Origin of the sequence: Gelidibacter pelagius (assembly GCF_017581925.1) — a bacterium.
Lineage (GTDB): Bacteria > Bacteroidota > Bacteroidia > Flavobacteriales > Flavobacteriaceae > Gelidibacter > Gelidibacter pelagius.
Genome location: NZ_JAGEVG010000001.1, coordinates 318,668 through 333,581, shown reverse-complemented (window position 1 = coordinate 333,581; position 14,914 = coordinate 318,668). Strand labels below are relative to the sequence as shown.

Sequence of the window (14,914 nt, the reverse complement as noted above, 5' to 3'; positions counted from 1 at the left end):
TTCCATAATCAGTTTTAGAGATATCAGTAGAGTTACTTTCTGAACTAAAAGTGATCCCAATGATTAGTTTTATGCTTTACCTATCACCTTATATTATGGATGATTTCGAGAGGTCTTCCATTGATCATAAAATTTTGACAACTCTTCTTGCCAACCAAACAAAACGTTTAACTTTGGCCGCATATATTTCAAAATACAACTATGGAAACTCTCGAATTTTTAAGTGGCAACGGCCTGTTTTTAATATTAGCAATTGTATTGGTTGTCATTTATGTGTACAACCGAAGAAAAAACAAGTAACCTATCGGGTTTTCAACCAACCTGTAATGCTCAGTCTTTCGGTCTTGACGGGTCTGACCTCGTGCTCAATGATCTGACTTTCAAAAATAACCACACGACCTGGAAAAGGATAGATAATCTTTTCCATCTCCTTGCCATTATCGTCTAAATACAATACCAACTCGCCGCCATTTTCTGGTAACCAACCCGATTCATTCAAATAACACACAAACGACAGCTTTCGTCTATCATCATTCTGAAAGGTGTCAATATGTCGTTTATAGAAAGTGCCCGTCGGATATAAGGCATAATGAAACTCTTTGTAAAGAATTCCTAAAAAACAGGTTCTGTTGAGATAGCTGACCAGATTGTTGATTTTATCAAAGAATAGTCCCTCAGCGGTATTTGAATGGGATTCATCAATCCATAATATAATATCACCTCTAATAGTTTTTACAATTATTTCATTAACCCTATTACCAATTGCAGCCTTTTTAAAGGCATCTTCCTTATGCTTATCAATTAGTGATTGTCTAAGCACTTGCACCTCATCGTCGCTAAAAAAGTCTTCAACAATGGCATATTTTTGAGAAACGATATCATCAATAATCCTCTCGTATAAAGGATTCTCAACAAAAGCAATGTCTTGAAAGATAGGATTCATCAAATACAGGAATTAAAAGCGTGAGGTACAATTGAATATAAGCAATAATCAGCCAAATGTAATCTAAAAAGGGATTCCTTTTTACAATTTGAATATCTTTGCGGTAAATTGATGCTATATGAGCAAAATTCGAATTACAAAACAATTTTCATTTGAAACTGGTCACGCCCTTTATGGCTATGATGGCAAGTGCAAAAATGTCCATGGACACAGTTATAAATTGTCAGTTACAGTTATTGGAACGCCAATCCGTAATTCTGAAAATGTTAAGTTTGGGATGGTGATTGATTTTTCAGATTTGAAAAAAATCGTGAAAGACGAAATCGTTGATGTCTTTGACCACGCTACTGTGTTCAATAAAAACACACCACATGTGGAGTTGGCAAAAGAGTTAAAAGATAGGGGTCACAGTGTACTTTTGGTGGATTATCAACCTACCAGTGAAATGATGGTGATTGATTTTGCCCAAAAAATTATAAAACATTTACCAGAGACCATTCAACTTCATTCCTTAAAACTTCAGGAAACTGACACCAGTTTTGCGGAATGGTATGCGAATGATAATTAGTGATCAGTCTTCAGTGGGCAGTATTCAGTTGGCAGTCTCCAGTAGGAAGTTGTCGGGCACTTTGTTATTCTGAGGACATGATTTCTGTTTCAAAGAAACTAAACCACTATAGACAAAAGTGCCATACCACCCCGACAAATGTTCTGGCGGGGGGTTTTTAAAACAGACTGAAAGTCTGTTGCATTCGTGAAATAGATGGCGAAATATTTTCTCACAAATTTCAGGAAGGAATCCGTGAAAATCTGTGAAATTCGTGTCAAAAATTTTAGAAGCTAAACCTGGATGCACTTAAGCACATAGTTTTAACTTTATTTGAGAACAATAATTTTTTTAGTAGATAGGTATCAACCAGACCCGTCTTTAAATCATGAGATTAACGTCGTTGAACCTAAAGGTTTCCTGACTTACTATCTGTCGACAGGCAGGCGCAGGAATTTAAATAGCTGATTAATGAATATTCCAAAAGGGAAAAAAGTATATTTTGCTTCTGATAACCATTTAGGAGCTCCTACAAAAGAAGAATCGTTTCCACGAGAAAAGAAGTTTGTGGCTTGGTTAGATGAGATCAAACACGATGCCGCGGCGATTTTTTTGCTGGGAGATCTGTTTGATTTTTGGTTTGAATACAAAACTGTTGTTCCAAAAGGATTCACAAGAACTTTAGGTAAACTTGCTGAGATAAGCGACTCTGGGATTCCCATTTACTATTTTGTTGGCAATCATGATTTATGGATGCACGGGTATTTTGAGGAAGAACTCAATATTGAAGTTTTTCATAAGCCAAAGGAATTTGTCTTTAACGATAAAACCTTCTTTATCGGGCATGGTGATGGTTTGGGTCCTCATGACAAAGGCTACAAACGCATGAAAAAAGTGTTCACAAATCCGTTTTTTAAATGGTGTTTCAGATGGCTGCATCCTGATTTAGGGGTAAAACTTGCCCAATATATGTCCGTTAAAAACAAATTGATATCTGGTGATGACGACGCCAAATTTTTAGGTGAGGACAAAGAATGGTTGGTGCAATATTCCAAGCGAAAATTAGAGGAAAAGCATCGCGACTATTTTATATTCGGTCATAGACATCTTCCCATGGAAGTTAAATTAACTGATTCCTCTTCCTATATCAATCTTGGTGATTGGATCCAATTTTATACTTATGGCGTTTTTGATGGTGATAAAATGGAATTGAAGACGTATTAAACCTCCTTTCCATGCGCTTCTATATCCTTACGTAAATCCAATTTTCTAAACGATGGAGAGACAATTCCTGTGGTCACCACCGTCAATATTGTCATTGTGCCTCCAAAAACAACGGCGGTCACGGTTCCCATAAGCTTTGCTGTCAATCCACTTTCAAAAGCCCCAAGTTCATTCGAAGACCCAACAAACATAGAATTTACAGAGGCCACACGTCCACGCATATGATCTGGTGTTTTCAATTGTAAAATAGTCTGACGAATTACCATCGATACGCCATCCGTAACTCCACTGAAGAACAGTGCTGCGACTGATATCCAAAATATCGAAGACAGACCAAATACAATAATACTCACCCCAAAACCGAATATGGCCGCTAACAATTTCATTCCTGCATTTTTACTGATTGGTATATAGGCTGTGATCAACATGGTTAAAAACGCACCCACTGCCGGAGCCGCCCTTAACACACCAAAGCCTTCTGGTCCAACTTTCAGAATATCCTGAGCAAATATGGGCAATAAAGCTACAGCGCCTCCAAAAAGCACGGCAACCATGTCCAAGGTCAAAGCACCCAATATCGCTTTAGTTTTGAATACAAATCTTACGCCTTCTTTAAGACTGTCCATAATCGGTTCCCCGATTTTTGGATTTAAGATTGGCTTCTTTGAAATACGAAGTAAGTTGATAAGTGCCAATAGTGCAAAGGCCATAATCAAACACATCGACCAATGTACACCAATCCAACTGATACTAAAACCTGCCAGTGCGGGTCCAAGAACTGAGGCCACTTGCCATGTAGAACTGCTCCAGGTTGCGGCGTTTGGGTATAATTTTTTAGGAACGATCAATGCAATCAACGAAAATATCGTCGGACCTATAAAAGCCCTGACCAATCCGCCGCAAAACACCAAGAAGTAGACACTATAAAGGATTTCATTAGTTGACCAATCTCCCACAATCCTTGGCCAGGTCAATAAAAACAATCCGAAACTGATGGTTGAAAACCCTAAAATACATTTGATAAGAAGTCCTCTTTTTTCCTTTTGATCAACGATATGTCCAGCAAAAAGAGCAATTCCTACAGCTGGAATAATTTCCATCAAACCAATTAAACCAAGAGACCATGGGTCTTTAGTTATAGAATACACTTCCCATTCAATGATGATAAACTGCATGGACCATGCAAAAACCAGTGCAAAGCGTACCATTAAAAAAATATTGAATTCTTTTATCCGAAGTGCGGCGTAAGGATCTTTTTTGATTGGCTTTTGTTGCATAGAGATCGGATCTTTCTGGGCCTGCGGATTTTCGATCCCGAAAAGGTGATTTAATTTGAATGCAAATGTAAAACAAGAACGGTTCTTATTATAGTTTTTCGTAAAATTTTGGAATAGTAGTGATTCCTAATTACAGATTTTTGAAATCAGACCTACAAGGTTTTGAACCCCTTGCCGGTCGAACAAAAAAATTGTTCGCTAATTATGCTTTAATATCTCTTAATTTCAATTGCAAACTTACATTGCCTTGCCAATGGTTTTCATCAATAGAATACACGGCTTTAAAAGGTTTCCTATCAGTAATCAAATCATATTTATCACCCAAGTTAAAACCGATACCCACTATATTCTGTGAGTTTCCTTGTCTGGCGGTAATTCTTAAATGTTTGTCGTCACCACCAACACATTTTCCATAGCCTGTATCCTGTAAGTTTTCAGTCATAAAAACAGGCGCCATATTACCTGGTCCAAAAGGAGCGAACTGTTTCAGAATCCGGTAAAATTTGGGTGTAATATCTTGGAAATCAATTTGAGTATCCACTCGGATTTCTGGAGTCAATAAAGACCTGTCTATCGTTTTTGAAACCTCATCTTCAAAGGCCTGTTTAAAAGCTTCATAATTTTCTTCTTTGAGCGTTAAACCTGCCGCATACTTATGACCTCCAAATTGTTCAATGTGGACACTACATGCCTCCAAGGCATTGTACACGTCAAATCCAGATACAGAGCGGGCCGAGGCCGCCAACCGATCGCCACTTCTGGTAAACACCAAGGTTGGTCTGTAATACGTTTCAATCAAGCGCGACGCCACAATACCAATAACGCCTTTATGCCACGAGTCATGATAAACTACTGAAGTAATGCGCTCTTGCTCTTTAAATTCTTCAATTTGTAGCAAAGCTTCTTGGGTGATTCGCTGATCGGCTTCTTTTCTATCGGTGTTGAACTGCTCTATTTCTTGGGCATAGGTTTGCGCAAGCACTTCGTCTTCTTCCGTTAACAATGTTACGGCGTGATTGCCATGTTTCATACGGCCTGCCGCATTAATCCGCGGCGCTATGATGAAAACCACGTCGGTAATGGTCAATTCTGTTTTCTTGGTTTGTTCGATAATCGCATTAATGCCTGCGCGCGGATTTCCATTAATTACCTGCAATCCAAAATACGCCAAGGTTCTGTTTTCACCAGTAATAGGAACAATATCAGCCCCAATAGCCGTAGCCACTAAATCGAGATATTCGGTTAATTCTTCAATGGATTTACCTTCTCTGGAAGCTAATGCTTGAACCAATTTAAAACCCACACCACAACCGCATAATTCGTCATAAGGATAGGTACAATCCTCACGTTTCGGATCTAAAATGGCCACGGCATCTGGAAGTTCAGCGCCAGGTCGGTGATGGTCGCAAATAATAAAATCAATGCCTTTTTCTTTCGCATAAGCCACCTTATCAATTGCTTTTATACCACAATCGAGAGCAATTATTAGAGAAAAATCATTGTCATGGGCAAAGTCTATGCCTTTTATGGAAACGCCATAACCTTCATCGTAACGATCAGGAATATATGTGGCAACCGAATCGGTTCTGTTTTTTAGGTAGGACGACATCAAGGCCACTGCCGTGGTGCCATCTACATCATAATCGCCAAACACCAAAATGTTTTCGCCTTCACCGATTGCTTTTTCAATCCGCTCTACCGCTTTATCCATATCCTTCATTAAAAAAGGATCATGCAGCTCATCAAGACTTGGCCTAAAAAACTGTTTGGCGTCTTCGTAAGTCTCAATGCCCCGCTGAAGCAACAACGAAGCAATAGAATGCTCCACCTGAAGCGCTTCAGATAACTGCTTTATTTTGAATAGCTCTGGCTTTGGTTTTAAGGTCCAACGCATTTTTTCGTTTCTGGTTTCAGGTTTAAAATGTTTCAAGTTTTAATTGATCTCAGACCTGACAGGTCTTTGTTCAAAACTATTTATTATGATAATGGATCGAAGTATTCACTTTGGCAAATTTTCTAAACATTTCCATGACGCCACAATATTTTTCTATGGATAAATCCACCGCTTTTTTGATTTTACCTTCATCCAGGTCTTTTCCATAAAAATGGTATTCCACAGACACTGTATGGTAATATTTAGGATGTTCTTCGGTCAATTCGCCGTAGGTATCCATCCTAAAATCAGACACAGTGACTTTCATCTTGTTGAGGACCGACACCACATCGAGACCTGAACAGCCCGCAAGTGACGCAAGCATCATGGCCTTAGGACGCAGTCCCGAATTATAGCCGCCATGTTCTGCTGAAGTATCCATTAATAAGGTTTTTCCGCTGGGGTTATCGGATTCAAATTGCGAGTTTCCCTTCCAATGCGTGATGACTTTATCTTCCATTTTGATCAATTTTAAATTAGGAAGTATTCAAAAATGAGATATACCTCCAAGGTTATATTCGTTCATCCAAAAATACCATTAAATATCAAGATTATCCTTCCTGAATAGAGCAATATATAGAATATGGGAATTGGATAATTTGTGTATGTCGACCAAGTCGATTTTGAAAATGAAGTGAGACGCTATCCCAATAGAAAAACCAATGATTTAAAATCAGATTAGAGCAGCGCAACTTTCAAAATATGTCATCCCAAATTATTTCTGAGCCAATGCAGTGTACTCAGGGTGCATTAAGTTTACAGGACTGAGGATAAGGTCCAATTCCTGTTCAGTCAGCAGCTCTTTTTCAAGAACGATCTTGCGTATGGTTTTTCCCGTTGCAATGGCCTCCTTACCAATCAAATCACCCATGTGATGCCCAATATATGGGCACAAAAATGTGATCAGCCCCACTGAATTATAGACCATTTCCTTTGTATGGGCTTCGTTTGCCGTGATTCCCGAAATACATTTATCAGCAAGCGAAACACAGGCATTGGAGAGCAATTCTATCGATTCAAAAACACACTGTGCAATAACCGGTTCCATCACGTTTAATTGCAATTGACCTGCTTCTGCGGCAAATGAAATCGTCACATCATTTCCGATGACTTTAAAACACACCTGATTGACCACCTCGGGAATAACCGGATTGATTTTGGCCGGCATAATTGATGACCCAGCCTGCATTTCTGGTAGATTAATTTCCTGAAAACCGCAACGAGGACCTGAAGACAATAATCTCAAGTCATTGCATATTTTGGACAGCTTCACCGCGGTTCTTTTTAAGCCTCCTGAAATCATAACATAATCACCACAATCAAAAGAGGCTTCGATTAAATCTTCGGCCTCAACAAAACTTGCTTTGGTGAATTTTGCCAAATAGCCAACTGAAAGTTTAGAAAAACCATTTGGAGCGTTTACACGTGTACCGATAGCAGTCCCTCCTAGATTCACCGGCAGAATGATGTCTCTACAGATTTTTAGCATTTTGGTTTCCTCTTTTAAATTTGCGGCCCATGCCGAAAACTCATCACCTAAAGACATTGGAACAGCATCCTGTAATTGAGTCCTACCCATTTTTAATACCTTCTTGAACTCCGCTCCTTTGATGTCCAAACGTGTCGTAAGAAGATTGATTTTTTCCAAAAGATGGTTCATATAGTAGTACATCGCAACTCTTAGACTTGTAGGGTAGGCACAATTGGTAGATTGTGATTTGTTGACATGATCATTTGGATGTAAAATATCATAACGGCCTTTCTCATGGCCATTCATTACCAGAGCCACGTTAGCAATGACTTCATTTGCATTCATATTGACCGAAGTGCCAGCACCGCCTTGAAATATATCGGACGGAAAATATTTTACGTAGGTATCTAAATTGGCCAATATTTCATCACAGGCCTCAATAATCATATCAGCTCTTTCTGAAGATATAGTTCCAATCTCCTTATTTGCATAGGCACAGGCTTTTTTAGTCACAATCAACCCTTTTATAAATAAAGGATAGTCAAGAATTTTAGATTTTGAAATCTTAAAATTATTGATGGCGCGCTGGGTATGAATTCCATAATAAACATCATCATCAATTTCTAATTCACCAAGTAAATCTTCTTCTATTCTGGTTTTCATTATATTCTGTGTTATCATTTATTTAATACAATTTTCAATTAAAATTGCAATAAGACTTAAATCATTGCAAATCAATCATATACAAACTTAATTATATGATTAACAAATTGAATATCAAATTATTACATTTGTATTTCCATTCAAATTAATAATGACGAAAAACAAATAAAGCGCTAAATCTAATGAATTAAGCGCAATACGCAATGCCTATTTAAAAAAGGAAAAAACGCCAATTATGGTGAAATTTAGCAATCCTCATTTATCAATATTCAAACTGTTAATTTAAAAAATGAAGGGGCCTATTATATGTATTTGACAATTTCATCGTGTTTTATATGTGAAGATTTAGTGATAATGAAATGAAGGCCTTAAAATCAGGTTTAAAGAGAGATAAATTCAGAATTTATAGCGTCCAAAAATAGTATTTATCTGAGTTAAGTTGATTAGTCTAACCTGGATTTCAAGAAATTATCTGGTACTTAAATTTCTTGAAATTTCAACATTACCTATAATGAGACATTGATAAAATTAAGTTCTCTATTATTGTTATATCTAATAAAATTGCCCAAAGTTATGTCATGATTTTCATGTCTTAAATCAATACGATCGGTCACTTTATATTAGCTTTAAATATTTAGAAATACTGGAAATAGCATCCGTAGCAATTGTGCTTATATTAGGTGTTTGCTTTATACTTTTTCTAATATGGGTACTAGCTATGGTATTTGTATTAAAGGATATTCCAAACGATAAAATTGATTCATTAGCTCATTTCTTCAACAAGATTCCGGTCAAGAGGTTTTTTAGTTTATTCTCAAATAATTATATAAAAAAGTGAAATGAATTTAATTGCATAATTCATCTTGATCTATTTGCTGGATCGGGTGGATTTTAAAACTTTTTTAATTTCCTGATTTAATATTGGCACAACCTCCTTATCAAACCACGGATTCCGCGTCAACCAAAACCGATTGCGGGGCGATGGATGTGGCAAGGGAAAATATTTAGGCAAATAATCTTGACAATCGGCAACAGTTTCCGTTAGGGTTTTCTTGGCCTGTTTCTTCAAATAGTATTTTTGAGCATACATGCCTATTAAAAGTACCAATTCAACATTTGGCATAAATTCCATGAGTTGATCGTGCCATTGTGGTGCACATTCTGGTCGCGGTGGTAAATCGCCACCTTTACCTCTCCCAGGATAACAAAATCCCATCGGTATAATGGCAAAATTTTTCTCATCATAAAACTCTTCCACGGTCACGCCCAACCATTTTCGCAATTGTTTGCCACTGGCATCATCCCAAGGGATTCCAGAGGCATGTACTTTCGTTCCCGGGGCCTGACCAATAATCACGATTTTTGAATCTTGGTGTGCAGTGACTACAGGTCTTGGCCCGAGTGGTAAATGAGCTTTACAGAGACTGCAGTTTCTTATATTGTGAAGTAAATCTTGCATTAATTCTATGTCACTAATCTTTGTTTTCCATCATCTTCTTAAAATCCATGCTATACGAAGGATAGGTCAACATCATGCGCTTAAATTCCTTAACGGTCATTTTATTATAGATTGCAGTTGCAAACACATTAATACTTTCGTTGGCTTTAGAACTCAATATATGGGCGCCCACAATTACATCTGTACGTTCATTGACTAAAATTGTGTAAGCATAGGTATCTTCATTTTCCTTTTTCGCATTGAACCAATTGCTACAATCCCCTTGATAAACCTTGACGTTTTTATAACGCGCTTTGGCTTCTTCTTCGCCATAACCAACTGATGATAAGTTTGGTGTGGTAAATACCGTTGAAGGCACACATGGCACATCCAAAGTCTTTGATTTTTCTTTGACCACATTGTTCCCAGCAATATAACCTTGAAGGCCTGAAAGTGGTGTGAGCGATGGCGATTTATTAGAAACATCGCCGCAGGCATAAACTTTTGGATGCGATTTACTCTGCAAATAGTCATTGACCACAATTCCGTCCTTATCTGCCTCTATACCTGCTTTGTCAAGTTCCAGTGCTGCTATTGCCGGAACTCTTCCCGTAGCATTAATAACTTTTCTGGATTTAAAGGTTTTTGATTTACCATCATGTGAATAAGAAACCTTTAAATTCTTTTTTAATTTCTGAACTCCGGTGACATCAGCATTAAAAATAAATTTGACACCTAAACTTTCAAGTTTTGCGATTAATTTTTCCACCAAATAATCATCGAATTTAGCAAGAGACGTCTTATCCCTTTCTAATATAGTCACCCTACAGCCCAAAGTTGCCAACATACAGGCAAATTCCATGGCAATATAACCAGAGCCGATAAAGGTAATGGACTTTGGGACTTTCTTAAAATTCAGAACATCTTCACTCACTTTCAGAAATTCCTTGCCTTCGATATCAAGTTCCCTCGGAATATTTCCCGTGGCAATAATAAAATGGTCGGCAGCCACCACTTTCCCTTCCACCTCAACCTCATTTTTACTGATGAATTTAGGCGATTGATGATACATGGAAATGCCTAACTCTTTTAATTTTTCTTCTGTATTTGGCGGAATTGGATCAGAAAACGATCGCTTAAACTTTTGGACTTTCTTCCAATTCAGTTTTGGTAGCTTCTTAACACCATGGTCTTTCAAATTTCTGCTATGATAGATCAATTGAGAAAACTGAAGCAATATTTTTTTGGAGTCACATCCTCTATTGGCGCAAGTACCGCCAAATTCTCTATTATCTGCAATGGCAACACTCAATTTGTGCTCCCTACAAATTTCAGCAGCCGTCTGTCCTGCAATACCACTGCCAATGACGAAAACGTCATAATGTTTGTTTTTAGTGTTTTTCATATTAAGCATTAAGATATCGAATCTTCCGACAAATTATGTTATGAAAAATCTAAAGTTTAGAAATAAAACCAGAAATATCAGAGAAAGGAATCAAGACCGCTGCGCTGTTAGAATAAAGACGTCAATGCTCGATAATATCGGTGTCATCATTTAAAATCTACCTTTACTATCTCTTTTTAGGGATCGTCCTAAAAACTTAAAAAGCTAATCCTTTGGCTTGCCACCAACCACAATCACAATTTCGCCTTTTGGAGGTTTGGCGGTATAATGCGCCAAGACTTCTTTTGCAGTTCCCCTGATAGTCTCTTCATAAAGTTTGGTCATCTCCCTCGAAACGGAAACGGGTCGGTCTTCACCAAAGTACTCGCAAAAGTGCGCTAAGGTTTTAATGAGTTTATGTGGACTCTCATAAAAAATGAGCGTTCGGGTTTCTTCTGCCAAAAGCAACAATCGGGTTTGTCTTCCTTTCTTGACTGGCAAAAATCCTTCGAATACAAATTTGTCATTGGGCATTCCGCTATTTACCAATGCCGGTACAAAAGCAGTTGCTCCAGGAAGGCAATCCACTTCAATTTGATGTTCAATACAGGCGCGGGTCAACAAAAATCCAGGATCGGAAATAGCGGGCGTTCCTGCATCACTAATTAGGGCAACAGTAGTTCCTGATTTTATCTTTTGAACCAAAAGCTCCACCGTTCTGTGCTCATTGTGCATGTGATGGGATTGGGAAGGCGTTGCAATTTCAAAATGTTTTAAGAGTTTCCCTGAAGTGCGCGTGTCTTCTGCCAAAATTAAATCGACTTCTTTTAGAACCTCAACCGCCCTAAAAGTCATGTCTTTCAAATTGCCAATGGGGGTGGGAACGATGAATAATTTACTCATTAATTAGTCGAACTTACCTTCTATAATATTCATAAAACGCTCTTCGACGTCTTCTTTTCCTATCCAATTGTTATAATCAGGTTTGACAATATTTTGGATTAAATTTTTAGCTTCATCCAAAGAACTTGACGTATTGATTTGAGAAAGTACGCGATCATAATCTTCGCGATGGCCATCAAAAAGATGTTTGATAAATGCAATTTTATCATTCAGACCAATATTAAGTCCATTCTTAAGTTTGTCGTTCAACGATTTCTTCAAATGATCCTTGGAATTTGGAACAGGATCAAAAACCGGCATGTTCTTAAAACCTGCGGTCAATTCTTCAAAATCATCTTTGTCCTCCTCGGTTGCTTTAGGAAGTGATTGTTCAAAAAAGGCATCAATTTGATGTGTTTCATGGGGCATTTGAGCAACCATATCCTTAATTTTTTCCATGACCGGCTCCATAATACCATCGTCTTCTACCTCATCAAGATTGACATAAATTTTATCGTCACGTTCAATATTGTCGCTTATTTTATTGTTGAATGCCACATCCAACATCTCAAAAAATGAAGAATCAACCCCTATAGTAGGCATAGGTTTTTCTAAATTTTCATTGGCAAATTTCAAAACACTCAATTTCTCATATAGCAGGCCCACTTCGCGGTGCATTTCCTTCACATTCTCTCTGCCCTTCAATTTCAGAATACGATGGGCAATACTCATTAATTCAGACTCCAACTTCTTCTTCATAACTTTTAACTTTAATTCTAATTTATGCTTTTGATTTTTAATAAATTTGCGCCACCTTTATGACAAACGAAGGCAGGCTTTGTTTTAGTGTTAAAATTACGAAATGTTTCTTGAAAATACAGTAAATCCTAAAGAACAATTTGGGTGGATTGAGGTTATTTGTGGCTCTATGTTCTCTGGTAAGACTGAAGAATTGATCAGGCGTCTTAAGCGTGCGCAGTTTGCAAAACAAAAAGTTGAAATCTTCAAACCAGCTGTTGATGTACGCTACGATGAAGGAATGGTCGTGTCTCATGACTCCAATGAAATTCGTTCAACACCAGTACCTGCTGCAGCCAATATTCCAATATTAGCCGACGGATGCGATGTGGTCGGGATTGACGAAGCGCAGTTTTTTGATGATGAAATCATTCGGGTTTGTAATGATTTGGCCAACAAGGGCGTTCGTGTTATAGTAGCTGGCTTGGACATGGATTTTAAAGGCAATCCCTTTGGGCCTATGCCCTATTTAATGGCCACTGCCGAATATGTCACTAAGGTACATGCTATATGTACACGTACCGGAAACTTGGCACAATATAGTTACAGAAAAGCCCAAAGCGATGCCTTGGTACTTCTAGGCGAGGTGGATGAATATGAACCCTTAAGCCGTGGTGCATTTTACAAGGCCATGTTAAACGATAAAATAAGAGGCATGAAGGTCAACGATGCCGTAGAACTCACCGAAAATTCAAAAAACTCCAATGCCTAAAACGCAAGAAACAGTGCTTGAAATTGATCTTTCGGCCTTAAAGCACAATTTTGAATATCTCAAATCCAAACTTCAAGAAAACACCAAGTTTTTAGCAGTGGTCAAAGCATTTGCCTACGGTAATGATGCCGATGAAATCGCCCTTTTTCTGCAAAACTTGGATGTTGATTATTTTGCTGTCGCCTATACGGGAGAAGGCGTTGCTTTAAGAGATGCAGGGATTACAAAACCTATTTTGGTGTTACATCCCTTGCCAATAGGCTTTAGCAGCATCATAGACCGTTGTTTGGAACCCAGCATTTATAATGAGAAAGTTCTCAATAGGTTTATGCAGATAGCTTCGGATAAGAATCAAAAAGACTATCCGATACATCTAAAGTTTAATACTGGACTAAACCGATTGGGTTTTTCTGAAAACGAAGTTGAAAGCATATATTCAAAGTTAAATTCATCGAACGCAGTCAGAATTGAATCCATATTCTCTCATTTGGCTGCAAGTGAAGATCTATCCGAAAAAGAATTTATGCTGCATCAAATAAATTCCTTTAAAAACATCTCAGAAAAGTTTAAAACCCTGTTCGGTTACCAGCCTATGCTACATATGTGTAATACTTCAGGTATATTAAACTATCCTGATGCCCATTTTGATATGGTGCGAAGTGGGATTGGATTATATGGTTTCGGTAATTCTGAAAAGGAAAACAAAAACTTCAGGCCCATTGCCTCGTTAAAATCCGTCATTTCTCAAATACACGACATTGATGAAGGCGAAACTGTAGGTTATAATCGTGCTTATAAAAGTGCGTCATCCATGAAAACGGCCACAATCCCAATTGGTCATGCTGATGGTATTGGCAGGCCTTACGGCAATGAAAAAGGCTATGTGATCATTTCCGGCAAAAAAGCGCCGATTGTAGGAAACGTTTGCATGGATATGATTATGGTTAACATCACAGGAATTGATTGTCATGAAGGTGATGAAGTCATCGTATTTGACGCCTCGAACACCGCCGACGAATTGGCGCATTCTGCAAATACGATTTCATACGAATTGATTTCGGCCATTTCACAACGTGTCAAACGGATTATCAAAAAATAAAATCATTGCAGAAATTTAACAGTTGCATATTTTTCTTAATTTCGTGACTTAATAACTAACTTAATTCAATTATTATGTGGAAAGAATTTAAAAATTTTATTATGACGGGCAACGTCATTGATTTGGCAGTTGCGGTTATCCTTGCCGGTGCTGTTGGTATGGTAGTTAACGGTTTTGTGACCGATATCATGATGCCTATTGTTGGTAATTTTACTGGCGGTGTCGATTTTTCGGACTTGAAGTACGTTTTATCTCCTGCTGATGTTGATGCTGACGGAACAGTTGTTAAACCTGAAAACGCCATTATGTACGGCAATTGGGTTAATTCCATTATTAATTTACTTATTGTTGGTTTTGTATTGTTTATGATTGTTAAAGCATACAATAAAACCAAAAAACCAGCAGCTCCAGCGGCTCCAGCTGGTCCATCTGAAATTGATCTATTGAAAGAAATCAGAGACGCATTAAAAAAATAATCACGCTACACCCATATTCTAACTTTAACCCGATTCTGATAAGGAATCGGGTTCTTTTTTTATATAA

Annotated in this window: 14 protein-coding genes; 5 read left to right on the top strand and 9 right to left on the bottom strand. The window is 37.8% G+C overall.

All coding sequences use genetic code 11. From position 1 onward, the window contains the following. Positions 1-301: 301 nt before the first annotated feature. The gene (locus J4051_RS01430) at positions 302-943 is read right to left on the bottom strand and encodes a 2OG-Fe(II) oxygenase (RefSeq protein WP_208231839.1); all 642 of its coding nucleotides are present in this window, start codon (positions 941-943) and stop codon (positions 302-304) included. Between the two features lie 118 nt (positions 944-1,061). Between J4051_RS01430 and J4051_RS01425 the strand changes: the two genes are divergently transcribed. After that, positions 1,062-1,511 carry a 6-pyruvoyl trahydropterin synthase family protein gene (locus J4051_RS01425; RefSeq protein WP_208231838.1) on the top strand — a complete coding sequence of 150 codons (450 nt, stop codon included), beginning with the start codon at positions 1,062-1,064 and terminating at the stop codon, positions 1,509-1,511. A 450-nt stretch (positions 1,512-1,961) separates the two neighbouring features. Continuing rightward, positions 1,962-2,714 carry a UDP-2,3-diacylglucosamine diphosphatase gene (locus J4051_RS01420; protein ID WP_208231836.1) on the top strand — a complete coding sequence of 251 codons (753 nt, stop codon included), beginning with the start codon at positions 1,962-1,964 and terminating at the stop codon, positions 2,712-2,714. Here the strand turns inward: J4051_RS01420 and J4051_RS01415 are convergent. The 8 genes from J4051_RS01415 to J4051_RS01380 form a co-directional block, all read right to left on the bottom strand. After that, positions 2,711-3,991: an MFS transporter gene (locus tag J4051_RS01415; protein ID WP_208231834.1), complete on the bottom strand. Its 1,281-nt coding sequence runs from the start codon at positions 3,989-3,991 to the stop codon at positions 2,711-2,713. The two genes, J4051_RS01420 and J4051_RS01415, sit on opposite strands and share 4 nt — an antisense overlap. Before the next feature lie 202 nt (positions 3,992-4,193). Next, positions 4,194-5,885, bottom strand: a complete 1,692-nt coding sequence (recJ, locus tag J4051_RS01410; RefSeq protein WP_208231967.1) for a single-stranded-DNA-specific exonuclease RecJ — start codon at positions 5,883-5,885, stop codon at positions 4,194-4,196. Positions 5,886-5,961: 76 nt separating this feature from the next. Next, positions 5,962-6,384, bottom strand: a complete 423-nt coding sequence (locus tag J4051_RS01405; protein ID WP_208231832.1) for an OsmC family protein — start codon at positions 6,382-6,384, stop codon at positions 5,962-5,964. 255 nt (positions 6,385-6,639) lie between these two features. After that, positions 6,640-8,058: an aspartate ammonia-lyase gene (gene aspA, locus J4051_RS01400; protein ID WP_236027145.1), complete on the bottom strand. Its 1,419-nt coding sequence runs from the start codon at positions 8,056-8,058 to the stop codon at positions 6,640-6,642. A gap of 868 nt (positions 8,059-8,926) precedes the next feature. Next, positions 8,927-9,517, bottom strand: coding sequence for a uracil-DNA glycosylase family protein (locus tag J4051_RS01395; RefSeq protein WP_208231830.1), 591 nt, complete (start codon positions 9,515-9,517; stop codon positions 8,927-8,929). A 13-nt stretch (positions 9,518-9,530) separates the two neighbouring features. Next, a complete protein-coding gene (locus J4051_RS01390; RefSeq protein ID WP_208231828.1) occupies positions 9,531-10,901 on the bottom strand; it encodes a dihydrolipoyl dehydrogenase family protein in 1,371 nt (456 codons plus the stop codon). A 204-nt stretch (positions 10,902-11,105) separates the two neighbouring features. Beyond that, positions 11,106-11,783, bottom strand: coding sequence for a 16S rRNA (cytidine(1402)-2'-O)-methyltransferase (gene rsmI, locus J4051_RS01385; RefSeq protein WP_208231826.1), 678 nt, complete (start codon positions 11,781-11,783; stop codon positions 11,106-11,108). Positions 11,784-11,786: 3 nt separating this feature from the next. Next, complete coding sequence (locus J4051_RS01380) at positions 11,787-12,521, bottom strand: hypothetical protein (protein WP_208231824.1); 735 nt, start codon at positions 12,519-12,521, stop codon at positions 11,787-11,789. 103 nt (positions 12,522-12,624) lie between these two features. Here J4051_RS01380 and J4051_RS01375 point away from each other — a divergent pair, with 103 nt between their 5' ends. From J4051_RS01375 to mscL, 3 genes are all read left to right on the top strand, one after another. Then, complete coding sequence (locus J4051_RS01375; protein WP_208231822.1) at positions 12,625-13,272, top strand: thymidine kinase; 648 nt, start codon at positions 12,625-12,627, stop codon at positions 13,270-13,272. Continuing rightward, positions 13,265-14,371, top strand: coding sequence for an alanine racemase (alr, locus tag J4051_RS01370; protein ID WP_208231820.1), 1,107 nt, complete (start codon positions 13,265-13,267; stop codon positions 14,369-14,371). Before J4051_RS01375 ends, alr begins: the two co-directional genes overlap by 8 nt. Before the next feature lie 74 nt (positions 14,372-14,445). Next, complete coding sequence (gene mscL / locus J4051_RS01365) at positions 14,446-14,847, top strand: large conductance mechanosensitive channel protein MscL (RefSeq protein ID WP_208231818.1); 402 nt, start codon at positions 14,446-14,448, stop codon at positions 14,845-14,847. Positions 14,848-14,914 lie beyond the last annotated feature (67 nt).